Origin of the sequence: Kribbella sp. NPDC051620, from assembly GCF_044453825.1 — a bacterium.
Lineage (GTDB): Bacteria > Actinomycetota > Actinomycetes > Propionibacteriales > Kribbellaceae > Kribbella.
This window is the reverse complement of sequence record NZ_JBITDB010000008.1, coordinates 309588-332125: the sequence shown is the minus strand read 5'-3', so window position 1 is coordinate 332125 and position 22538 is coordinate 309588. Positions and strand designations below refer to the sequence as shown.

General features: G+C 67.3%; 17 protein-coding genes. 8 read left to right on the top strand and 9 right to left on the bottom strand.

What is annotated here, in order from left to right:
• Nucleotides 1-191: 191 nt before the first annotated feature.
• Together ACIA12_RS36535 and nrdR are read right to left on the bottom strand one after the other, a co-directional pair.
• Nucleotides 192-3098 carry a vitamin B12-dependent ribonucleotide reductase gene (locus ACIA12_RS36535; RefSeq protein WP_396371919.1) on the bottom strand — a complete coding sequence of 969 codons (2907 nt, stop codon included), beginning with the start codon at nt 3096-3098 and terminating at the stop codon, nt 192-194.
• 112 nt (nt 3099-3210) lie between these two features.
• Nucleotides 3211-3690: a transcriptional regulator NrdR gene (gene nrdR / locus ACIA12_RS36530; protein WP_396371918.1), complete on the bottom strand. Its 480-nt coding sequence runs from the start codon at nt 3688-3690 to the stop codon at nt 3211-3213.
• Between the two features lie 328 nt (nt 3691-4018).
• Here nrdR and ACIA12_RS36525 point away from each other — a divergent pair, with 328 nt between their 5' ends.
• The 3 genes from ACIA12_RS36525 to ACIA12_RS36515 all read left to right on the top strand — a co-directional run bounded on the left by ACIA12_RS36525 (nt 4019) and on the right by ACIA12_RS36515 (nt 7697).
• A complete protein-coding gene (locus ACIA12_RS36525) occupies nt 4019-4969 on the top strand; it encodes a nucleoside hydrolase (protein ID WP_396371917.1) in 951 nt (316 codons plus the stop codon).
• A 91-nt stretch (nt 4970-5060) separates the two neighbouring features.
• Nucleotides 5061-6386 carry a Gfo/Idh/MocA family protein gene (locus ACIA12_RS36520; RefSeq protein ID WP_396371916.1) on the top strand — a complete coding sequence of 442 codons (1326 nt, stop codon included), beginning with the start codon at nt 5061-5063 and terminating at the stop codon, nt 6384-6386.
• Between the two features lie 114 nt (nt 6387-6500).
• The gene (locus ACIA12_RS36515) at nt 6501-7697 is read left to right on the top strand and encodes a serine hydrolase domain-containing protein (RefSeq protein ID WP_396371915.1); all 1197 of its coding nucleotides are present in this window, start codon (nt 6501-6503) and stop codon (nt 7695-7697) included.
• 3 nt (nt 7698-7700) lie between these two features.
• Here ACIA12_RS36515 and ACIA12_RS36510 read toward each other — a convergent pair whose 3' ends face one another.
• Nucleotides 7701-8270 carry an SMI1/KNR4 family protein gene (locus ACIA12_RS36510; RefSeq protein ID WP_396371914.1) on the bottom strand — a complete coding sequence of 190 codons (570 nt, stop codon included), beginning with the start codon at nt 8268-8270 and terminating at the stop codon, nt 7701-7703.
• A gap of 107 nt (nt 8271-8377) precedes the next feature.
• On the opposite strand from ACIA12_RS36510, the gene ACIA12_RS36505 reads away from it, so the two are divergent.
• A complete protein-coding gene (locus tag ACIA12_RS36505) occupies nt 8378-8833 on the top strand; it encodes a hypothetical protein (RefSeq protein WP_396371913.1) in 456 nt (151 codons plus the stop codon).
• Between the two features lie 195 nt (nt 8834-9028).
• Here the strand turns inward: ACIA12_RS36505 and ACIA12_RS36500 are convergent, their stop codons facing one another.
• Nucleotides 9029-9547 carry a LysM peptidoglycan-binding domain-containing protein gene (locus ACIA12_RS36500; protein WP_396371912.1) on the bottom strand — a complete coding sequence of 173 codons (519 nt, stop codon included), beginning with the start codon at nt 9545-9547 and terminating at the stop codon, nt 9029-9031.
• Between the two features lie 369 nt (nt 9548-9916).
• On the opposite strand from ACIA12_RS36500, the gene lexA reads away from it, so the two are divergent.
• The 3 genes from lexA to ACIA12_RS36485 all read left to right on the top strand — a co-directional run bounded on the left by lexA (nt 9917) and on the right by ACIA12_RS36485 (nt 13745).
• A complete protein-coding gene (gene lexA / locus ACIA12_RS36495) occupies nt 9917-10690 on the top strand; it encodes a transcriptional repressor LexA (protein ID WP_396371911.1) in 774 nt (257 codons plus the stop codon).
• Between the two features lie 48 nt (nt 10691-10738).
• Nucleotides 10739-11251, top strand: a complete 513-nt coding sequence (locus ACIA12_RS36490) for a glutathione peroxidase (protein WP_343983912.1) — start codon at nt 10739-10741, stop codon at nt 11249-11251.
• 190 nt (nt 11252-11441) lie between these two features.
• Nucleotides 11442-13745: a hypothetical protein gene (locus ACIA12_RS36485; RefSeq protein WP_396371910.1), complete on the top strand. Its 2304-nt coding sequence runs from the start codon at nt 11442-11444 to the stop codon at nt 13743-13745.
• A gap of 11 nt (nt 13746-13756) precedes the next feature.
• On the opposite strand, the gene ligD is transcribed toward ACIA12_RS36485, so the two are convergent.
• The 3 genes from ligD to secD all read right to left on the bottom strand — a co-directional run bounded on the left by ligD (nt 13757) and on the right by secD (nt 19118).
• Nucleotides 13757-14725 (bottom strand): non-homologous end-joining DNA ligase, encoded by a 969-nt coding sequence (gene ligD / locus ACIA12_RS36480; RefSeq protein WP_396371909.1) that lies wholly within the window; start codon nt 14723-14725, stop codon nt 13757-13759.
• Nucleotides 14726-14730: 5 nt separating this feature from the next.
• A complete protein-coding gene (locus ACIA12_RS36475; protein WP_396371930.1) occupies nt 14731-16707 on the bottom strand; it encodes an ATP-dependent DNA helicase in 1977 nt (658 codons plus the stop codon).
• Between the two features lie 113 nt (nt 16708-16820).
• Nucleotides 16821-19118 (bottom strand): protein translocase subunit SecD, encoded by a 2298-nt coding sequence (gene secD, locus ACIA12_RS36470; protein ID WP_396371908.1) that lies wholly within the window; start codon nt 19116-19118, stop codon nt 16821-16823.
• Between the two features lie 258 nt (nt 19119-19376).
• Between secD and ACIA12_RS36465 the strand changes: the two genes are divergently transcribed.
• Nucleotides 19377-20564: a S8 family peptidase gene (locus ACIA12_RS36465; RefSeq protein ID WP_396371907.1), complete on the top strand. Its 1188-nt coding sequence runs from the start codon at nt 19377-19379 to the stop codon at nt 20562-20564.
• A gap of 48 nt (nt 20565-20612) precedes the next feature.
• Here the strand turns inward: ACIA12_RS36465 and ACIA12_RS36460 are convergent, their stop codons facing one another.
• Nucleotides 20613-21248, bottom strand: a complete 636-nt coding sequence (locus tag ACIA12_RS36460; protein ID WP_396371906.1) for a response regulator — start codon at nt 21246-21248, stop codon at nt 20613-20615.
• Nucleotides 21245-22402: a MacS family sensor histidine kinase gene (macS, locus tag ACIA12_RS36455; RefSeq protein ID WP_396371905.1), complete on the bottom strand. Its 1158-nt coding sequence runs from the start codon at nt 22400-22402 to the stop codon at nt 21245-21247. The genes ACIA12_RS36460 and macS overlap by 4 nt, the downstream gene beginning before the upstream one ends.
• Nucleotides 22403-22538 lie beyond the last annotated feature (136 nt).

Sequence of the window (22538 nt, the reverse complement as noted above, 5' to 3'; positions counted from 1 at the left end):
GATCAGGGTGCCGTCGGGGATGGAGAAGTTGCAGAACGGACAGCCCTAGTAGTCGGTGACCGTGGTGTTGTCGAAGCAACTCGTGGGCGTCGTACCAGAAGCCGGGCGCGCTGCGGCCCCCGGGGGATGTGGGAAGTTCCCGGGGGCCGTGGCGCTTTCAACGTGGGGTCAGCTGGTGGCTGACTTGAGGGTCAGCTGCAACCCGAGGTGGAGCCGCAGCCTTCGCAGACGTAGCAGGAGCCGGAGGGGCGCATCTTTGTGCCGCAGGTGAAGCACAGGGGGGCGTCCACTGAGGTGCCGGTGATTAGTTCGAACATCTCGGCGGTGGTGCGGACCTCGGAGGAGGCCGGCTTGGCTGCGGCGGCGTCGATCGAGGCGTCGTGGAGGTCGACCTTTTCGGTGGCGGCCTCGACCTCTGCGATCGGCTCGACGGACTTGAGCGACTCGGGCTCCGACACCTCGACCGGGGTCGGCTCGTAGGAGCCGGTGTCGAGCTGGCGGGAGCGCTCCTCGGCGGAGTAGATGCCGAGGGCCGAGCGCTCGTCGAAGGACAGGTGGTCCAGCGCCAGCCGGCGGAAGATGTAGTCCATGATCGACTGCGCCATCCGGACGTCCGGGTCGTCGGTCAGACCGGCCGGCTCGAACTTCAGGTTGGTGAACTTCTGGACGTACGTCTCCAGCGGCACCCCGTGCTGCAGGGCGATCGAGATCGCGATCGAGAAGGCGTCCATCACACCGGCCAGGGTCGAGCCCTGCTTGCCCATCTTCAGGAAGACCTCGCCCAGACCGTCGTCGGGGTACGAGCCGGCCGTCATGTAGCCCTCGGCGCCGCCGACGCTGAAGGACGTGGTGCGCGACGGACGGGACTTCGGCAGACGCTTGCGGATCGGCCGGTACTCGACGATCTTCTCGACCACCGGCTCGGCCGCGTCGGCGGCGGCGCTCGCCTTGGCGGACTTGGAGTCCGACAGCGGCTGACCGACCTTGCAGTTGTCGCGGTAGACGGCCAGCGCCTTCAGGCCGAGCTTCCAGCCCTGGAAGTAGACGTCGGCGATCTCCTCGACCGTCGCCGTCTCCGGCAGGTTGACCGTCTTCGAGATCGCGCCGGACAGGAACGGCTGGGCCGCCGCCATCATCCGCACGTGCCCCATCGGCTTGATCGCGCGCTCACCCATCGCGGTGTCGAAGATCGAGTAGTGCTCGGTCTTCAGGCCCGGCGCGTCGACGACGTGGCCGTTCTCCGAGATGTACTCGACGATCGCCTCGATCGTCTCCTCGGTGTAGCCGTACTGACGCAGCGCCCGCGGCACCGTCTGGTTGACGATCTGCATCGAGCCGCCGCCGACCAGCTTCTTGAACTTGACCAGCGAGAAGTCCGGCTCGATGCCGGTCGTGTCGCAGTCCATCATGAAGCCGATCGTGCCGGTCGGCGCGAGCACCGAGGCCTGCGCGTTGCGCCAGCCGTTGCGGGCGCCGATCTTCAGCACGCCCTCCCAGGCGGCCGTCGCGTGCTTCTGCACGTCGGCGTCGATCTCGTGCACCGTGCGGATCGCGTCGTTGGCCGCGGCGTGCTTGCGCATCACCCGGGTGTGCGCGTCCTTGTTCCGCTCGAAGCCGTCGTACGGTCCGACGATGCCGGCCAGCTCGGCCGACCGCTTGTACGACGTACCGGTCATCAGCGAGGTGATAGCGCCCGCCAGTGCGCGACCACCGTCGGAGTCGTAGGCGTGCCCGGTCGCCATCAGCAGCGCGCCGAGGTTGGCGTAGCCGATGCCGAGCTGCCGGTACGCCCGAGTGGTGTCGCCGATCGCCTCGGTCGGGAAGTCGGCGAAGCAGATCGAGATGTCCATCGCGGTGATGATCAGCTCGACGGCCTTGACGAAGTTGACCGAGTCGAAGGTGTCGTCGTCCTTGAGGAACTTCATCAGGTTCAGCGACGCCAGGTTGCAGGACGAGTTGTCCAGGTGCATGTACTCCGAGCAGGGGTTGGACGCGGTGATCCGGCCTGTCTCGGGAGTGGTGTGCCAGTCGTTGATCGTGTCGTCGTACTGGATGCCCGGGTCGGCGCAGGCCCACGCGGCGTGGCTGATCTTGTCGAACAGCTCCCGCGCGTCGACGGTCTCGATGATCGAGTTATCGATCCGCGCCCGCAGCCCGAACTCGCCCTTCTCCTCGACCGCGCGCATGAACTCGTCGGTCACCCGGACCGAGTTGTTCGCGTTCTGGTACTGCACCGAGGTGATGTCGCGGCCGCCGAGGTCCATGTCGTAGCCGGCGTCGCGGAGGACGCGGATCTTGTCCTCCTCGCGCATCTTGGTCTCGACGAACTCCTCGATGTCGGGGTGGTCGACGTCCAGCACGACCATCTTGGCCGCGCGGCGAGTGGCGCCGCCGGACTTGATCGTCCCGGCCGAGGCGTCCGCGCCGCGCATGAAGCTGACCGGGCCGGAAGCGGTGCCGCCGGAGGACTGCAGCAGCTCCTTGGAGGAGCGGATCCGGGACAGGTTCAGGCCGGCGCCGGAGCCGCCCTTGAAGATCAGGCCCTCTTCCTTGTACCAGTTCAGGATCGAGTCCATCGAGTCGTCGACGGCGAGGATGAAGCAGGCCGACACCTGCTGCGGCGACGTGGTCCCGACGTTGAACCAGACCGGCGAGTTGAAGCTGAAGTACTGGTGCAGCAGCATCCAGGTGAGCTCGTGCTCGAACACCTCGGCGTCGGCCGGGGTGGCGAAGTAGCCGTAGTCCTCGCCGGCCTTGCGGTAGGTCTTCACGACCCGGTCGAGCAGCTGCTTGAGGCTCCACTCGCGGTTGTCGTGACCGACGGCGCCGCGGAAGTACTTGGTGGTGACGATGGTGGAGGCGTTCACGCTCCAGTAGTCGGGGAACTCGACCCCGCGCTGCTCGAAGACGGTCTCACCGGTCTTCCAGTTCTGCTGTACGACGTCGCGGCGCTCCCACGTCACCTCGTCGTACGGGTGCACGCCCTCGGTGGTGAAGATGCGATCGATGGTGAGTCCCGCGGGCGCGTTCTTGGCCCTGCGGAACCCGGCCGTCGACCTCTTGGTCGACCCCGAATGGCCGGTCACCGTCTCTGTCATGTTGGCTCCTCGCCTGTTCAATGTCGCGGTCTGTCGGGACCGCCCCGTTGATGGTGCTCTGGTACTTCGGTGTCGCTGCCTGCTCTGATACTGCGCCGTGCTGATCCCCGATTTATGTCTGTATCGACGGCTCGGTGCCCTCGGGCTCCTTCTCGGCCCGCAGCAACGCGATCTCCGTCTCGAAGTCGTCGGCGGACTCGAACTGCCGGTAGACGCTGGCGAAGCGCAGGTACGCGACCTCGTCGAGCTCTCGCAGCGGTCCGAGGATGGCCAGCCCGACCTCGTTGGCCGGCACCTCCGGCGAGCCGCTGCCCTTCAACGTGTCCTCGACCTGCTGGCCCAGCCGGGCCAGGGCGTCCACGGTGACGGGCCGGCCCTTGCAGGCCTTGCCGACTCCATTGATCACTTTCTCCCGGCTGAACGGTTCGGTGGCGCCGGAGCGCTTCACGACCGTGAGCTGCATCTGCTCGACGGTGGTGAACCGCTTCTCGCAGACCGGGCACTGCCGCCGCCGGCGGATCGCTCCGCCGTCCTCGGCGACCCGGCTGTCGACCACCCGGGAGTCCACGTGCCGGCAGTAGGGACAATGCATGGCGAACCACTCCTCCCGTGAGCGTCCACCCCCGTGCCTGGGGATGAATCTGTGGATCAGCTGGGGACAACTTGTGCATGACCTGTGAGTAACTAACCACTACCTGTGGATGACTTACAGGGGTGTAACTACTACATCTAGGGATGCTACGTCCGGCCTCCGACAGTTTGCAAGAACGCCCGGATCTCGCGCGCGTCTCCTTGTTCCAACACCCGCACGGGCCCGTGTACTCCCGCGTGGCGCCGCCGCGGAGACCCTCCCGAGGCGCAAAATGCGCCGTTCGGACCGGCCGCGGTCCGGCCGGCGCGGATGGGTGAGGATAGGGCGCATGAGACCCGTCATCCTCGATGTCGACACCGGGCTGGACGATGCCTGCGCCCTCCTCCTCGCCGCCCGGCACCCGGAGCTCGACCTCAAGGCGGTGACCTGCGTCGGCGGCAACGTCGGCCTGGACCACGTCGTCGTCAATACGCTGACGGTGCTCGAGGCGGCCGGCCGCCCGGACGTCCCGGTCGGCCGTGGGGCGGCACTCGCCCTCCTGCAACCCGCTCGGACCGCACCGCATGTCCACGGCGCAGACGGCCTCGGAGACCTCGACTGGCCCCGCTCAGCCCGTACTCCGGACCCGCGGCACGCCGTAGAACTGCTGCGCGACGTGCTGCTGGAGGCCGCCCGTACCGGCGAACTGGTGACCCTGATCCCGCTGGCGCCGATGACGAACATCGCGTTGCTCCTGCGGACCTATCCCGAAGCCGCGGCGGGATTGCGCGAAATCGTCTTCATGGGCGGCGCGGCCGGAATCGGCAATGCGACGGCGTCGGCGGAGTTCAACATCTGGACCGACCCCGAAGCGGCCGCGATCACGCTTGGTACGGCAGGTGAACTCGGCATTCCGGTGACGATGTACGGGCTGGATGTGTTCTACGACGTGGTGATTCCGCTGGACGAGGCGAAAGCGCTCGACGGATCGCCGTCGGCGGAGCTGGCCCGGCGGATCATCGAGAAGCGGAGCGAGCTCTACAAGCTGGACGGCGCGAGCATTGGCGATGGGGGCGCGGTTTGTGCGGTGATCGACCCCGAGGGGCTCACGACCCAGCCATTTCCTTTGCGGGTCGAGCTTTCCGGTAGTTGGTCCCGGGGGCGGACGATCGTCGATACGCGGGATTGGTCGGGCGACCTCACCACTGACCCATTTGGGGTGGCGCCCCCGGTGGTACAGGTCGCCACTGCGGTGGACGGCCGGCGCTATGCCGAGCTCTGGTTGTCGACAGTGCGCTAGGCGTCCGGTTTCGGACAGCAGGTTGTACTGACAAAAGTGCCGTGGTTGCATGGCAAGCGTTTGCCCGCGCCGACCCCACGAGGAGTCATCCGTGTCCGCAGCCGCTCAGGAACGTCGCCGGTACGCCGTGGTCGGGTTGGGGGCTCGCGCGCAAACCTTTGTGAACGCGCTGGCCGGGCCGTACGCCGATCGGGCGGTGCTGGTCGGGTTCTGTGATGTCAACCAGACCCGGATGGCGGTGCACAACCGATGGCTGGCCGAGAAATTCGGGGCGCCGGCGGTTCCGCAGTACGAGGCCGGTGATTTCGGGCGGATGCTGGTCGAGCAGCGGGTCGACGTGGTGGTGGTGACGTCGATGGACCGGACTCATGACGACTACATCGTCGGCGCGCTCGAGGCCGGGCTGGACGTGATCACCGAGAAGCCGATGACGATGGATCCGGAGCGTTGCCGGCGGATTCTCGCGGCGGCCGAGATTGCTGTGGGATCCGTGCGGGTGGCGTTCAACTATCGCTACAACCCGGTGCACGAGAAGGTCCGCGAGGTGCTCGCGTCGGGGGCGATCGGGGAGATCGGGTCGGTGCATTTCGAATGGCTGCTGGATGTGCGGCACGGGGCCGACTACTTCCGGCGCTGGCATCGCGACAAGGCGAACGCCGGTGGATTGATGGTGCACAAGGCGACGCATCACTTCGATCTGGTGAACTGGTGGATCGGCGCGGAGCCGGTGACGGTGTTCGCGGACGGGAAGCTGTTCTTCTATGGGGACGTGAACGGCAAGAAGCGGGGGCTGGCCCGCGATTACGAGCGGGCGGCTGGCTCGGCGGCCGCGGCGGATGATCCATTTGCGATCAAGCTGGCTGATTCGGCGCAGTTGCGGGAGCTTTATCTGGAGGCCGAGCATGAGGACGGCTATCACCGGGACCAGAACGTTTTCGCGCCGGGGATCACGATCGAGGACGATATGGCGGTGCTGGTCAGGTACTCGACCGGCGCTTCGTTGAGCTATCACCTGACGGCTTATTCGCCGTGGGAGGGTTACCGGATTGCCTTCAACGGCAGCGCCGGGCGGCTGGAGTTGCTGGTCCGGGAGAACACTTTCGCGACTCCGCCGGAGGGGCAGCAGTACGCGACCGCCGTACAGCATGGTGACGCCAAACCGGGCGAGACCGAGGCGCTACTGACGCTGCATCCATTGTGGGAGCCGCCGCAGACCCTGCTGCACGGCGAACTCGGCCAGGGCCACGGCGGTGGCGACGCCCGCTTGCTCGAATCCCTCTTCGGTGACCCTGCCGAAGATCCACTCGGCCGCGGCGCCGATCACCACGACGGCGCCCGCTCGCTGCTCATCGGCCTGGCCGCCAACCAATCCTTCGAAACCGGCCAGGTGGTACAGGTGTCGTCGCTCCTCGGCTGATTCGGGTGGTGCAGCCTGCTCTACCTCTGATCATGCAGGCAGCGGGATCGTTCAGGCCGGTGATACGGACAAGGCTGGTGGGCAAGGAACAATCGCCCAGCAGGGAGTGTCGCCATGCCTTTCACTCGCCCAAACTCCACCCGTACTCCGCGGCTGCGCCGACGTACCACGCTCGCCGGGGCGGCGGTCACAGTCAGCCTGCTCGCGGCCGGTGTGGTGTCCGCGTCTCCACCGGCCGTTGCCGACGGCAACCTTGTCGCGAGCCGGTCCGGTGACGTCATACAGCAGGGGTTGAATCGGCTGGTTCGCGACGACAAGTTTCCCGGCGCGCTGGCCGCCGTGCGGGATCGCGACGGCCGGACCCGCAACTACACGGCCGGTGTCGGAGACCTGAAGACCCAGGCGAAGGTGCCTGTCGACGGGCAGATCAGGATCGCCAGCAACACCAAGACCTTCGTCGCCACCGTCGTGCTGCAACTGGTCGGTGAGGGCAAGGTCGAGCTGGACCAGCCGATCGAGAAGTACCTGCCCGGCCTCGTGCGCGGCAAGGGCATCGACGGCCGCAACATCACCGTCCGCCAGTTGCTGCAGCACACGAGTGGTTTGCCCGACTACGACCAGGATGTCGCCACCGACTACCTGCCGGTTCAGCACACGTACTTCGAGCCGCGGCAACTTCTCGATCTGGCGCTGGCCCATGGAGCCGCCTCCGCACCCGGCACCGAGTGGAGCTACAGCAACACCAACTACATCGTCTTGGGCCTGATGGTGCAGAAGGTCACTGGACGGCCGCTCGGCGAGGAGATCACCAAGCGGGTGATCGACCGGATCGGGCTCCGGCACACGTACTGGCCGGCCACCGGCGATCAGACGATCCGCGAACGCCACCCCAAGGGCTACTGGATGACCGAACCCGGCCAGCCGCTGGTCGACGTCACCGAGCAGGAACCGTCGATGGCCTGGGCTGCCGGCGCGCTGATCTCCACCCCGAGCGACCTCAACCGTTTCTTCGCCGCACTGATCGGCGGCAAACTGCTCCCGCCCGCACAACTCGAACAGATGCTGACCACGGTCGAGGCACCCGACGCCGGCCCCCGCGGAGCATCCCGCTACGGCCTCGGCATCCAGACCTTCCCACTGACCTGCGGCGGCTTCGCCTGGAGCCACGGCGGCGACGCCCCCGGCTACGAAACCCGCAACGCCATCACCCCCGACGGCCGCCAGGCAACCGTCGCGGTGACCACCCTCCCCACCACTCTCGAAACAGCCACCCACGTCGAAGACGTCGTAGACGCCGCCCTCTGTCACTAGAGCCTAGGAATTCCAGGGCAGTAGACGCGGAGTCCGCAACTCAGCGAGCCGTGGGTCGACAGCGAGGGTGATCGCCCGGTCGAAGGGCCAGCGCGGGGTGCTGTCCAGCTCCGGATCCGGGTCCAGCAAACAGAGCAGGTGTTGCCGCAAGAAGGTTGGTAGGTCCGAGGCGACCGCGTAGTCGAGCGCGTCGTAGTCGGACTGGTCGACGAAGAAGATCGCGTCGCCTGGGTAGTGAGACTGGCTGGCATCGAGAACGTAGTAGTCGCCGCAGCCGTCTCCTGCCACTGGAAGCCAGCGGCGCTCTCGCCAGCCGGGCAGCAGGTCAAGACAGAATGACATGTCGAGATGCTCGCGGGGGCCGCTGAGATTGGCGCCCAAGAGGCCGCCTTCGCCGGCGAGGCTGCCGTTGCAGATCGAGAGCCAGCGGGTGAGGACGGCAGGTGGTTCGAAACCCAGGTCGTCACGGAGTCGCTGCAGGTCGACGGTTGTCGCGCCGGTTGGTGGCCAGCCGACGTCGGATGGGAGATCAGCCTCGGCGACGAGCCGCAGGACGTCGTCGAATTCGGTCACCCCCAGAGCGTCGCCGATGGGCGGGTCAGCGGCAGGTTCAGCTCCGCCGCGGTAGCAGCAAGCGTCTCGCTTCCCGGTAGCCGATGTAGCGACCAGCGGGTACGACCATGAGGCTGATCGCGATCATCACCGCCGTCTTGCTGCTGGCGGCCTGCGGACTCAGTAAGCAGGCATCGGAAAGTTCCACACCTTCCGCGCCAGCGACGATCACGGTGTCAGGCACCATCACCGTCAGCGCGGACAGCATGTCCTCTGAGCAGGCAATGGGCGGCGCCTGTGTAACGGACGACGGATACAGCGACATCAGCTCCGGCGCACAGGTCAGGGTGGAGGACTCGGCGGGAAAGGTCATAGCACTCGCCGCCCTTCAAGCCGGACATGTCTCGGAGGTGTTCGGCCCTGGCACGGCGGTTGAGGGCATGGCATACCTGTGCGTCTTCGGGTTCACCGTGAACGACGTACCAGCCGAGGAGAAGATCTATTCGGTGGAGGTCACGCATCGCGGCAAGATCAGCTTCACTCGAGAGAAACTGAACGAACCGATCGCATTGACGCTCGGCTAGCGGCCACCACCTGGCCCGTTCAGGTAGCCCCTGCGACTGAAACCCGAACTGCGCGGATGCACCTGCGTTCGGGTGTGACTGCGTCGAAAGCCCAACGATGCCATCATCTCGGCCGGAGCCGAGGTGGCGCCCAGCGCCACGAGGCCTTGCGCCAAGCGGGTGTTCGCTGGCCGGGGATTGCCGGTTCCGTTGAGGTCAGCGGACCGGGATCTGGAGGGTTTGGCCGGGGATTACGTCGGCGGCGTTGCGGAGGTTGTTCAGGTCGGCGATCTTCTCTACGACCAAGGCCGGGTCTTCGGTCGGGTTGGTTTCCTGGGCTATGGACCAGAGGGACTGGCCGGCGCCTACCTGGACCTGGATGGTGTGGTCGAACTGGGGTTGGGGGTCCAGGACGCCCGCGACTCGGAGGCCCAGGACTGCGACGGCGGCGCCGAAGATGAGGATCGAGACGGTGGTCAGGAGGAGTTTGCCTCGGCGGGTCAGTTGCAGGACTGACGGCTCGATGTCTTCTGACCAGGTGGTCCGGCGCTTGGCGCGGGGTGCTGGGCGGGCCTCGCGGAGGAGGTCGGGGCCGGAGCAGGCGCGGATCGGGAGGGGCTCGGTGGTGGTACCGGGGATCCGGCGGCGCCTGCGGGGTTCGCCGGGCGCCTGGGTCACCTCAGGCGTCGTCACCTCTGTTGTCAGGGCTCCTGACGCCAGTGCCGCAGTGCTCATCGGATCCTCCAGACCCTCGTTCAGACCTCGTGTCCTGCTGTCGATCTCTGTCTATCGGCCGCCGCCGACAGTTTTCGCCGAGCGGCCCGCCGGACCTCCTCGTTCGATCAACCCGAACACCTGTTCGATCGAACGCCTGTACGAATGATTAACCGAACCACCCGCGGTCCGCAACTGTTTCCAACCAGGACACGCCGGAGAAATTCCCGGCCCGGCAGTGCCCTATAACCTGACACGCGAACAAACGTGCGAACCGACACGCCTTCGAACAGATGTTTGAAGAATCTCAGGATTCGGTCTACGGTCTTCTCAATCGACAAAGCCTGGCCGGTGCCCGACCGCCGGCCCGACCCGAGGAGAAGCCTGACCATGGCCAGGACGCCGAGCGGTTCCAGCAAGGACGATCGACCTGTCGCGGGAGCAGCCGCCAAGACGGTCTCCGAGCTGCCCGACGGTCCGGCCGACGCGACCGGTCTGACCCCTCGGCAACGCCGGGTGCTGGACGTGATCCGCGATTCCGTCGACAGCCGCGGTTACCCGCCGTCGATGCGCGAGATCGGCGAGAAGGTCGGCCTGACCAGTTCCTCCTCGGTCTCCCACCAGCTGAAGGTGCTCGAGCAGAAGGGCCTGCTGCGCCGCGACCCGAACCGGCCGCGCGCGATCGAGGTCCGCTACCCCAACGAGGTCGCCGACGTGGCCCGCCGCGGCTCGGTCGGCGCCGTCCGGCAGACGTCGTACGACGAGACCGGGGCCGGCGACGCGCACCCGGACGCGGTCTACGTGCCGGTGGTCGGCCAGATCGCCGCCGGTAACCCGATCCTCGCCGAGCAGGACATCGAGGAGGTCTTCCCGTTGCCCAGGGCAATGGTTGGCGAGGGCACCTTGTTCATGCTGAAGGTCAAGGGTGAGTCGATGATCGACGCCGCCATCTGCGACGGCGACTGGGTGGTCGTGCGGCAGGAGCAGACCGCGGAGAACGGTGACATCGTGGCCGCCATGATCGACGGCGAGGCGACCGTGAAGACGTTCAAGAAGACCGCGACCGAGATCCTGCTGATCCCGCACAACCCGGCCTTCGAGCCGATCGACGGCAAGGACGCGGTCATCCTCGGAAAGGTCGTAACAGTTCTGCGGCGTGTCTGACATCGCAGACGGCGCGCGGACTCGCGCGTGTCGTGTCAGGATTGAGTTATGACGACTGTCTATGACTTCAGCGCCACCCGGATCGAAGGCAATGAACAGTCTCTTTCCGACTTCCGCGACCAGGTGCTCCTGGTGGTGAACACGGCGTCGCAATGCAGTCAGACGCCGCAGTACACCGGTCTCCAGAAGCTCTACAAGACCTACCGCAGACAAGGGTTCTCGGTGCTGGGTTTCCCCTGTGACCAGTTCGGTCATCAAGAACCCGGCGACGAGAACGAGATCGCGAACTTCTGTTCGACGATCTACCACGTCACCTTCCCGATGTTCGCCAAGATCGACGTGAACGGTTCCAAGACGCTCGAGCTGTACAACTGGCTCAAGCGTGAGCAGGGCGGCCTGCTCGGGGGCCGGATCAAGTGGAACTTCACCAAGTTCCTGATCGGCCGCGACGGTGGAGTGATCGCGCGCTACGCGCCGACCGCCACGCCGGAGAAGCTGGCCGACAAGATCGAGGCCGCGCTCGCGGTGCCGGCTCCGAGCCGGCGCGAATCAGGCGACTGATTCACCGGCGGTAGCTGGCATCGATTCCGGACCACGTCTGGAATCGATGCCGTTCTTTTGTCTGCGACAGTGAGTCATCCCCCGTCGCACTGCAGCCTTACGGTCATGCCCGAAATAGGTGGTTGCAGCCTGTAGACGTTCCGGTCAAGACCGCTTTATGGTCGATGGAACCGTCGCAGGGAGAACCGCCATGATTCCGCGCCGCCGCCCGCTTCAGCGCGCCCTCGAACTGTTCGCAACACTGACCATCCTCGGTACCGCCGCCATTCCGCTCGCCGCCCAGGCAGCACCCACGGCACAGGCCGCACCACCCGATCCCGTCAAGGACCTCGGCGCCCCGCTCAGCTCGCTGACCGTGATGGAGGGCGCCTTCGGCCACGAGCCCGACGGCCGCGACGTCGTGTACGCCGTACCGGCCGGTGAGAACGCGGCCCTCAACGTCGTCGACATCCACAGCCGCGAACTGCTCCGGGCGATCCCGCTGCCCGGCGCGGCCGGCGCCTGGGCGATCACCGTCGCGACCGACGGCAGCGTGTACGTCGGCAGCTACACCAACGCGCACCTCTACCGGTACCGCCCCGACACGCACACGGTGACCGACCTCGGCCAGCCGATCCGCGGCGAGACGTCCATCTACGGCCTCACCTCGGGTCGCGACGGCACGGTCTACGCGGGGACGTACCCGAACACCCACGCCTTCAAGTACGACCCGGCGACCAACCGCGTCACCGACTACGGCTCGCTCGACCCGGTCCAGCAATACGTCCGGGCCGCCGTGTACGACCCCGACCACAACGCCCTGTACGCCGGCCTGATGACCCCGGTCGCGAAGTTGATCCGGATCGATCTCGCCACCGGCGCCAAACAGGACGTCACTCCCCCGGGGCTGGTCGCGAAGGACTTCCAGGATCTCGACTACGCGGACGGCAAGGTCTTCGGCAACGCCAGCAATCGCTTGATCGTCATCGACGCGGCCACCCAGCAGCAGATCACCTTCACCGATGCCGCGACCGGCAGCCAAGTCACCGACTACCCGATCGGCGCCCGCGGCGTCTCGAACCCAGGACCCGGCGGCGTCTACTTCACCAACAACATGGCGCTGATCCGGTACGACACGACGACCAACACGGTCGGGCGGGTGCCCTCCGGAGTACAACTCGCCCGCGGCGCGGCGATCGGCTACGGCTGGTTCACCGACGACGGCAGGCCGATGCTGTACGGCCTGGGCGGCAACTACTCCGGTGGGACGTGGCGGTACGACCCGCAGACCGGAGTACTGGATCAGTGGACGTCGCCGTTCCAGTACGTCGGCGCGCCGTTGATGCACACGATCGCGGATCCCGTCACCGGCAAGATCCTCGTGAACGCGTTCCTCAACGGGTCCACGACGAGCTATGACCCGGAGACCGGACGGGCGACGCTGACCGCGCGGCAGGGACAGGTCGAGGGCTGGAACTGGGACTCGCTCAAGAACCTGTACGTCGGCGTCTACCCGTACGGCCAGTTGTCGATCTGGAATCCGAACGCCCCGGAGAGCCCGGCCAATCCACGGGTTCTGTTCAAGCTGGTCGACAGCGATCTGCAGAACCGTCCGGTCGCGGTCGTGCCGACCGGCGATCGCGTCTACCTCGGCACCACTCCCGGGTACGGCGAGTACGGCGGCGCCCTGTCCGTGTACACCGTCTCGACCGGTCATCTGTCCGTGTTCCGCAACGTCGTCCATGACGAGACGATCGCTTCGGTACTACCTCTCGGGTCGCAGGTGTGGGCCGGCTCGAGCATCGACAGCGGGCAGGGCACGGACCCGCGGACCACCGAGGCGCACCTGGTCAAGGTCGACCCGACGAGCGGCGCGGTGAGCGTGGACGTCGTACCGGTGGCAGGCGCGGCGAGCATCACCGAGCTGAGCATCGGGCCCGACGGCAACATCTGGGGTCTGGCCGACGGCACGGTCTTCGTTGCCGATCCGACGACGGGTGAGGTCATCCGCCGGATCGTCGTCTTCACCGGCAGGACCGGCTCGGCGGACGGCGCGATGTCGTGGCGGGATGGCTACCTGTACGCCGTAACGGGAAGCCGGCTGTTCACGGTCGACAGCCTGAGCGGCACCGCGACCGTCATCCGCGACCGTGGTCTGTACCGGCTGACTCAAGCACCGACCGGCATCTACTACATGCTGCTCCGGCCGGATGGCTACACGAACCAGACCAATCTGGCGTCGTACACGCCGCCGGTGGATCCCTGTCCTCGTTCAGATCTGAGGCCGACCGTGTGGACCGGCGACATCGACAGCAAAGTCGTCAACCGCAACCTGCGCTACGGCTGCACGCTCATCGACGAGCTGCCGGATGCCGAGGCGGACTGGCCGAGCCACAAGGCGTACGTCACCGCGGTCGGCAGCAAGTCAAGCCAGCTGGTACAAGCCGGCTCGATCACCTACACCGAGGGCTACGCAATCCTCGCAGCCGCCAACCACTCAAACGTCGGACGCTAACGCGTTGGAGGTTAACGGACTACCGAGTCTGGGTTGATGTCTAGGCGAAGGCCTCGCCAGACGGGGTGGCGGAGGCGGCCGTCGGCGGCCCAGCCGGAGTAGGTGACTTCGGCTACCAGGAGGGGGTCGAGCCAGTGGGCGGCTCGGCGGTCAGCGTTCGGGATGGTTGAGGTGTCGAAGGGTGGGGTGTCGATTTCGAGGGCGGCGAGCTCGGCACTCAGCACCTCGAGCATCGCGAAGTCGAGTCCGGAGCCGACCTTGCCGATCAGTACGAGCTCCCCGCCGGGCGCGTCGTAGGCGCCGCAGTACAGGGAGCCGATCCTGCCCTCGCGGTTGCCTTCGCCGGGGTGCCAGCCGCAGAGGATGACGTCGCGGGTGAGGACCGGTTTGATCTTGATCCAGTCGGAGCTGCGTTTGCCGGGCAGGTAGCGCGACTTGCGCCGCTTGGCGACGACGCCCTCCAGCCCTTGCGAGGCCGACAGGTCGAGCGCCTCGTCCGGGTCGTCGTAGGCCGGTGGGATCTCCCAGAACGGGTCTCCGAGTTCGAGTGAGTCGAGCAGCCCGCGCCGCTCGTCGTAGGTTGCCTCCAGCAATGACTTGCCGGCGTACCGGAGTACGTCGAAGACCCGGACCGACACCGGCACCTGCTTGATCAGCTGGACCAGCTGACGCGGATCGCGAACATGCATCCGCCGCTGCAGCAACCCGAACGACGGCGCCCCCGACTCGTCGAGCGTGACTATCTCACCGTCCAGTACCGCGGGCAGCTCCAGCCCCGGCGCCTGCGCGAGCCCGAGCAGCTCCGGATACCCACCCGACACATCCCGGCTGTTGCGCGACCACAACCGGCAGCCGGTCTCGTCGACTTCGGCGATCACCCGGATGCCGTCCCACTTCATCTCGTACGACCAGCCCGCTCCGGACGGCATCGTCCCCAACGCCGCCATCATCGGCAGCACGGGAGGAACCGTCCCGGCCATCGGCCTCAGTCCTGGAGTCTCTTCAAGGCAGCGAGCACCTTCTCACGATCGGCGGTCGGCCACATCGGCGGCAAGGAGGCGCGCAGATAGCCACCGTATCGAGCGGTAACGATGCGCGGATCGAGAATCGCGACCACGCCCCGGTCCGTGGTACGGCGGATCAACCGCCCCGTCCCCTGCGCGAGCAGCAGCGCGGCATGCGTCGCGGCGACGGCCATGAAGCCGTTGCCGCCCGCCTCGTCGACGGCTCGTTGCCGTGCCGCCATCAACGGTTCGTCGGGTCGCGGGAACGGCACCCGGTCGATGATCACCAGGTTGCAGGTCGATCCCGGCACGTCGATCCCCTGCCACAGCGACAACGTCCCGAACAGCGACGTCTCCGGGTCCTCCACGAACTCCCGCGACAGCTCCCCCAGCTGCGCATCGCCCTGGCAGAGCACCTTCAGGTCGGTCGCCTCCCGGACCGCAGCAGTCGCTGCCTCGGCCGCGCGCCGGGACGAGAACAGCCCGAGCGTACGCCCGCCCGCGGCCGTGATCAGGTCGATGATCTCCTCGAACTGCTTCTTGCCCAGCCCGTCGCGATGCGGCGGCGGCAGGTGCTTGGCGACGTACAGAATGCCTTGTTTCTCGTACTCGAAGGGCGAGCCGACGTCGAGCCCGCGCCACGGCAGCGGCCCGGTCTCCGAGTCGGTGTCCACCGACGGCATCTCGTCGTCGTCGGCCAGTTTGTCGGCGGGCCGCAGCCCGACCTGCCGGGCGATCGCGTCGAAGTCGCCGCCGAGAGTGAGCGTCGCCGAGGTCAGCACGACGGTCCGGTCCTTCAGCACCAGCTCGCGCAACAGACCCGCGACCGTGAGTGGGGCGATCTGCAGCTGGCGGCCGAATCGTTCCCGATCGACCATCCAGACGACATCCAGGTCGCTCAGCGCGGCGACCCGCTCGGCGACGTCGAAGATCTCCTTGACCGCGCCCTTGGACTGCCGCTTCGCCCCGTCGGGGTCGTCGTCCTTGTCGTCGGACTTCTTGTTCAGATCGGAGTAGACCGACCGGGCGGCGTCGCGAACCAGCGCGGCCGCCTCCAGTACTACGCCGTTGGCCGCCTCGATCCGGCCCTCGCGGGTCTCGTCGAGCGCTGCTCGGAGCGCGTCGGAGGCGTCGATCAGGTCGTCGGCCTTGTCGTCGTCGATGAACCGGCGGGCGCGTTTGGCGGCCCGCTCGACCATCTGCGGGGAGAGCTCGTCGCCGGCCGCGCCGGTGACCCGGGCCGGCAGTTCGTGCGCCTCGTCCACGATCACCACGTCGTGCTCGGGCAGCACGGTGCGGTTCTCGAACGCGTCGATCGAGAGCAGCGCGTGGTTGGTGATCACGATGTCGGCCTTGCGCGCCTGCTCCTTGGCCTTCTCGGCGAAACACTCCTCGCCGTACGGGCACTTCTGCGCGCCGAGGCACTCCCGGGCGGCGATCGCGACCTGCTGCCAGGCCTGGTACTGGTGAGTTGGCGCGTGGTCGCGGTCGCCGGCCTCGCCGTCGATCAGCTGCTGCTCGGCCCAGTCGCGCAACTCGAGCACCTGCTGGCCGACCGGGCCGGCCGGTGGCATGTCGATCAGCATGCCGTCGTCGTCCGGTGCGCCTTCGCGGATGCGGTGCAGGCAGGCGTAGTTGTTGCGGCCCTTCTGGATCGCGTACGACGGGCGGCGCGGGAGCAGCTTCTCGGTGGCGTCGAGCAAGGCCGGTACGTCGCGGTCGACCAGCTGGGACTGCAGCGTCAGCGTGGCCGTCGAGACGACCACCCGGCGGTCCTCGACCGCGTGGATCAGGGCCGGCACCAGATAACCGAGCGACTTGCCCGTCCCGGTCCCGGCCTGGATGAGCAGATGCGATCCGTCGTGCATCGATCCGTTCACCGCTTCGGCCATCTCGACCTGGCCCGGGCGCGTCTGCCCACCGATCGCGGAGACCGCGGCCTCCAGTAGTTCCCGCACATCTACACCCACCGCATCACCCTAGCCGCCGCACCGGACATTCTCCGAAGCGTGGCCAGGGCGTCTGTGGATAACCGGTAGAGCTCTTCCCTTACAAGGAAGATGTCGAGTGGTCAGACGACGGCGCCTCGGTCGGGTTCGGCGTCGCGGTCGCGTTGTTTGAGTTTGGGGCGGGGTGGGGGTGCTGGGTAGCGCTTTTCCAGCTCTACCAGGAGGGGTGCGGCGGTCAGGTTGGAGGAGTAGGTGCCAACGAGGATGCCGAGTAGCAGCGCGAGGGCGAAGTCGCCGAGGGATTCGCCGCCCAGGAACAGCAGCGCGGTGAGGATGAACAGCGTGCTGATACCGGTGTTGATCGTGCGTGGCAGCACGTTGATGATCGCCGTGTCGACCACCGGCCCGAGGCTCTCGGTCGACCGCGCGTTGCGGGTCTCCCGGATCCGGTCGAAGACGACGACGGAGTCGTTGACCGTGTAGCCGATGATCGTCAGCATCGCGGCCAGGAAGATGCCGTCGACCGGTTTGCCGGTCCAGGCGAAGACGCCGACCACGACTGCCACGTTCTGCAGCAGCGCCAGCACGGCGCCCGCGCCGAAGGTCCAGCGGAACCGGATGGCCAGGTAGGCGAGCTGCGCCAGCAATGCGACGCCGAGTGCAATCAGCGCCTTGTCGCGCAGTTCGCTGCCGAGCGACGGGCCGATGCTCTCGTTGCGGATCAGCGTCGTACCACCGCCGATCTCGGAGATCGCGCCGCGGATCTTCTCGGCCTCGTCATCGCTGATCGTTCCGGTACGGACGGTGATGTCGTCCGTCCCCGAGGACTGGATGATCGCGGTCGGGTACCCGGCCTCGGCGACCGCGACCCGGGCCTGGTCCGGGCTGACCGGCTGGGCCGTGCTCACCTCGAGCAGCCGGCCACCGGTGAACTCGATGCCGAGGTTCAGCCCACGGATACCGACACCCGCGACGCTGACGATGATCGCGATCGCGGTGATCACCAGCCAGCGGCGGCTGTGCTTCATCAGCGGCGGCTTCTTCGCCTCCAGCCAGGTCCGCACCCGGCCGTGCCCGGCGATGCCGCTCAGTCCTGGCCGCTTCAAAATGAAGCCACGGGAGACGACGAACTCGGCCAGCACCCGGGTGATGACGAGGGCGGACAGCATGGAGGCGATCACACCGATGCTCAGCGTGACGCCGAAGCCGCGGACGGGACCGGCGGCCAGGAAGAACAGCAGTCCGGCCGCGAGCAGCGTGGTGATGTTGGAGTCGGCGATCGCGGACAGCGCGTTGTCGAAGCCGCTGCGCAGAGATCTCCTCAGGCCGTCGGTCCGGCCCCCGATGTAGTCCTCCCGCGCCCGCTCGAAGACGAGCACATTGGCGTCGACCGCCATTCCGATCGCGAGCACGAAGCCCGCGAGGCCGGGCAAGGTCAGGGTCGCGCCCATCAGCGTCAGGGCGGCGTACGAGAGACCGGCGTACGCGATCAGGCCGAAGACGGCCATCAGGCCGACCAGCCGATAGACGATGGTGATGAACAACGCGGTCAGCGCGACACCGATCAGGCCGGCCAGAGCGCTGGCCTGGATCGCGTCCTTGCCGAGCGACGGACCGACGACGCGCTGGTCGATCACCTTGACCGGGACCGGCAGCGAGCCGCCCTCGATCAGCGCGGCCAGGTCCTTGGCCTCTTCCTCGGTGAAGCTGCCGGTGATCGTGCTGGTACCACCGCCGATGCCGATGTTGCAGAGCTGGCTGCCGCCGCTCGGGTCGACCTGCGGGGCGCTGATCACCTCGTTGTCGAGCACGATCGCGACCTGGCGCTTCGGGGTGTTGACCGGCTCGCAGGCGGCCTTGCCGGTGATGTTCGCCCAGATCTTGCCGCCGTCGTCCTTGAAGTTCATCTGGACGAACCAGCCCTGCGCGACCTGCTGCGGGTCGATCAGGCCGTCCGCGCCGCTGATCTTCTCGCCGGTCATCGCGGGCTTGGCCAGCCGCAGGAAGCCGGGGCCGTTGTCGCTGGGCAGGTACAGCTCGCCGGCCGCGGGCTTGGCCGGCTTGGTCTCGACGATGTCGAGCACCTCGTGGAAGGTCAGCTGGGCGGTCTTGCCGATCACCTTGGCCGCCTCGCGCGGGTCCTGCACGCCGGGCAGCTCGACGATGATCCGCTTCTCGCCCTGCCGGGTCACGCTCGGCTCGCTGACGCCGAGCGCGTCGATCCGGCGCCGCAGCACCTCGAGCGACTTGTCGGTGGTCTCCTTGTTCGCCTTCACCGTCGGCGAGTCGCTCGCCTCCAGCACGATCTGCGTGCCGCCGCGCAGGTCGAGGCCCAGTTCGGGCTTGGCCGTCAGGACGACGTACGTCGACGCCGCTAGGACGAGGAACGCGAACAAGGCGCGAACCAGGGACGACTTCACTTGGAGCCTCCGCAGAGTGTTGGCACCTGTCAGTACAGGTGTCGTGACACAGAGCTATCCACTGGGGTGGAAGGCACAGTGTACGAACGCACACAAGGGTGTCACCGCAGTGCCGTGGCAGTAGTGGGCTGCCGAAGTGATTGACGTGTCAGGCGAGGAAGCCCTAACTTCACTCGCATTCACTGCGTAGTCCCTCGTGGACCGAGTGTGATCACCCCTCCGCCCCGGTGGGTGATGAGAGTTCCCAAGGAGGAACCCGTGCGTCGAAGCATCCGCCTGACCCTGGCCGCCGCCATCGTGCCAGCGATCGCCTTGACTACCGCTCTGAGCAGCGCCAGCGCCGCTCCCGCGCCCGACCCCAGCGGCCGGATCATCCTGATCCAGCCGGCGTCCGCCGACCCCGGTGTCACCCCGGTCAAGGACACGTACATCGTCGAACTCAAGCAGGGCAGCCAGCTCGGCAAGATGAAGCTCGGCTTCACCCCGCAGCGTCAGTTCAGCAGCGCGGTGAACGGCTTCAGCGCGAAGCTCACCGCCGCCCAGCTCGCCGCTCTGCAGAAGAGCCCGGACGTCGTCGCCATCTCGCAGGACGTCTCCTACAAAGCGATCGACACCACCCAGACCAACCCGCCGTCGTGGGGTATCGACCGGACCGACCAGCGCAACCTGCCGCTGTCGAACTCGTTCACCTACACCCGCACCGGCAGCGGCGTGAACGCCTACGTCATCGACTCCGGCATCGACGCGAGCCACCCGAACTTCGGCGGCCGCGCGACCTTCGACTTCAACGCCGTCGACTCCAACAACACCGACTGCCTCGGCCACGGCACACATGTCGCCGGCACCATCGGCTCCACCTCGTACGGCGTCGCCAAGGCGGTCCGGCTGCACGGAGTCAAGTGGCTGAACTGCTCCGGCAGCGGTACGGCGTCCGGCGCCATCGCCGCCGTCGACTGGGTCACCGCCCACGCGGTGAAGCCGGCCGTGGCCAACACGTCGTGGAACTTCCCGGCCAACACGACGCTGGAGACCTCGCTGCGCAACATGATCCGGTCCGGCGTCTTCCTGGCCACCTCGGCGGGCAACACCGGCGCCAACTCCTGCAACCTGCTGCCCCGCAAGATCGAGACCGCCCTGGTCACCGCGGCGTCGACCCGCACGGACGCCCGTGCGTCGTACTCCAGCACCGGCTCCTGCGTGGACGTCTACGCGCCGGGCTCGGACATCATCTCCACCCTGCCCGGTAACACCACCGGCTCGTACAACGGCACCTCGATGGCCACGCCGCACGTCGCGGGCGTCGCCGCGCTCTACCTGCAGACCAGCCCGTCGGCCACCCCGGCCACGGTCAAGTCCTACATCGAGACCAACGCCACCCCGAACGTCGTCTCCGGCGGCACCACCGGTGGCACCGTCAACCGCTTGCTCTTCAGCAACAGTCTCTGAGCCCCTGCAGGTACGCCGTACCGGTTCCGCCCCAACCGGTACGGCGTACTACTCGGCCTGGTCGATCCCGTTCTCTATCGCGTAGCGGACGAGCTCTGCACGGTTGTGGAGCTGCAGCTTGCGCAGAGTGTTCTGTACGTGGTTCTCGACCGTCCGATGCGACAGCACCAGCCTCGTAGCGATCTGCCGGGCGGTCAGCCCGCGCGCCACCAGCCGCAGTACCTCTGTCTCCCGGTCTGTCAGCTGCGGCACCTCCGGCCCGGCCCCTAGCCGCCGGTACTCCCCCAGTAGCAACCCGGCCAGTCCTGCGCTGAAGACAGCATCGCCTTCGGCAGTACGCCGTACTGCGTCGTCGAACTCGTCCAGCGACGCCGACTTGACCAGATACCCCGAGGCACCGTTCTTCACCGCAGCCAGTACGTCGGCCTGCTCAGCGCTGGCCGACAGGACGAGTACCCGGGTGTCCGGGAGCGCAGCGGTGATCTCCCGGGTCGCGTCGACGCCGGAGCCATCGCCCAACTGCAGGTCCATCACCACCACGTCAGGCCTCGTCGCCAGGGCGATCTTGACCGCGCTGGCGACATCCGACGCCGTCGCGCACACGTCGTACCCGCGACTGCCCAGATCCCGCGCGACGCCTTCGCGCCACATCGGGTGGTCGTCGACGATCATCACGCGGGTCACAGAACACTCACCTTCATCTCCCACTCGGTCCCTTCGCCCGGGGCGGTCCGGACCGTGACGCTGCCGCCCAGATCGGCGATCCGGCCGCGGATCGACTGACTCACCCCGAGGTGCCCGTCGGCATCCAGCCGGTCCGGGGTCGTCCCGACCCCATCGTCGCGGATCGACAACAACACCTCGGTACCCAGGTCTTCCACCACCACCCACGCCTGCGCCTCCGGGCCGGCGTGCTTGGTCACGTTGCTCAACGCCTCCTTGACGACGGCCACCAGCTCGGTCGCTCGCGCGGTCGCGACCAGCACCTGCCCAGCCGGTACGACGACGTCGACCCGAGGCGTTGCCAGCGGCAACAGCAACATGCAGAGGTCGATCCGGCCGCGATCACCAGTGGCTGCCCGGGTCGACATCAGAGTGCGCAGGGCGACCTCTTGCTCTGCTGCCATCGCAGCCAGCTCCACCGCCTCGCCACCGATCGCGTTCCCCCGGCGCTGGACCTGGGCGAGCACCTGGAGTACGCCGTCGTGGATGGACCGGCTGAGCCGGAGCCGCTCGGCGGTCGCGCTCTCGGTGGCGATCGCGTCGCGCAGTCGCGTGGTGGCCCGGCGCATCGTGCTGGCGGCGTACCCGACGACCAGGCCGGCGACGAGCAGCAGCTGGACGTTGCTGAGGATCCTGGACGCGTTGTCGACGCCGCGCAGCGAGAGCAGCGCCAGGCTGATCGTCGCGGCGCCGAGCAGGCCGCCGTCGCGACCGCGCGAGATGGCCAGTGCGAGTACCGGACCGGCCACCCAGACCGAGGTGAGGACCGAGGCGCCGCCCCGGATGTCGGCCAGCGGCTGGGCCAGTACCGTCAGATACATACAACCGACCGTGACAATCAGGTCGGCGAATGCCAGTCGCGTATTGCGACGGCCCCAATGCCGACTGTAACCAATGGACGCAATGACCGTCCAAAGCCCCATCACGGCCAGTTGAATGACCGCGCCCGACGGCCGGGCAATTCCGTCCCAGCGACTCCAGACGCCGAAACACGCGAATCCCCAGGTGATCGCGCGGAAGACCACCAGCGCCCGCCACAGCGGGAGCATCAGGTCCACCACCTCGCCGTCCGAGCGCGCGGTGTCGGCGCGCAGGCCACCCAGGGACACATCCATGGCGCACAGTGTGCCAATCAGCCCGGCCGCAACGCTGCGTCGCCCTACTCCAGTTGGTTGAGTGGTCTTACGTATTGTGTGTGCGAATGATTCCCCGCTGTTGCTGAGAAAATTCTGGCAAACCACTTCAGCAACG

Coding starts and splice junctions, on each gene's coding strand:
- macS (WP_396371905.1), bottom strand. CDS start 22,402: ATGGATGTGTCCCTGGGTGGCCTGCGCGCCGACACCGCGCGCTCGGAC.
- ACIA12_RS36485 (WP_396371910.1), top strand. CDS start 11,442: ATGATTCCGCGCCGCCGCCCGCTTCAGCGCGCCCTCGAACTGTTCGCA.
- ligD (WP_396371909.1), bottom strand. CDS start 14,725: ATGGCCGGGACGGTTCCTCCCGTGCTGCCGATGATGGCGGCGTTGGGG.
- ACIA12_RS36490 (WP_343983912.1), top strand. CDS start 10,739: ATGACGACTGTCTATGACTTCAGCGCCACCCGGATCGAAGGCAATGAA.
- ACIA12_RS36500 (WP_396371912.1), bottom strand. CDS start 9,547: ATGAGCACTGCGGCACTGGCGTCAGGAGCCCTGACAACAGAGGTGACG.
- ACIA12_RS36515 (WP_396371915.1), top strand. CDS start 6,501: ATGCCTTTCACTCGCCCAAACTCCACCCGTACTCCGCGGCTGCGCCGA.
- nrdR (WP_396371918.1), bottom strand. CDS start 3,690: ATGCATTGTCCCTACTGCCGGCACGTGGACTCCCGGGTGGTCGACAGC.
- ACIA12_RS36525 (WP_396371917.1), top strand. CDS start 4,019: ATGAGACCCGTCATCCTCGATGTCGACACCGGGCTGGACGATGCCTGC.
- ACIA12_RS36505 (WP_396371913.1), top strand. CDS start 8,378: ATGAGGCTGATCGCGATCATCACCGCCGTCTTGCTGCTGGCGGCCTGC.
- ACIA12_RS36535 (WP_396371919.1), bottom strand. CDS start 3,098: ATGACAGAGACGGTGACCGGCCATTCGGGGTCGACCAAGAGGTCGACG.
- lexA (WP_396371911.1), top strand. CDS start 9,917: ATGGCCAGGACGCCGAGCGGTTCCAGCAAGGACGATCGACCTGTCGCG.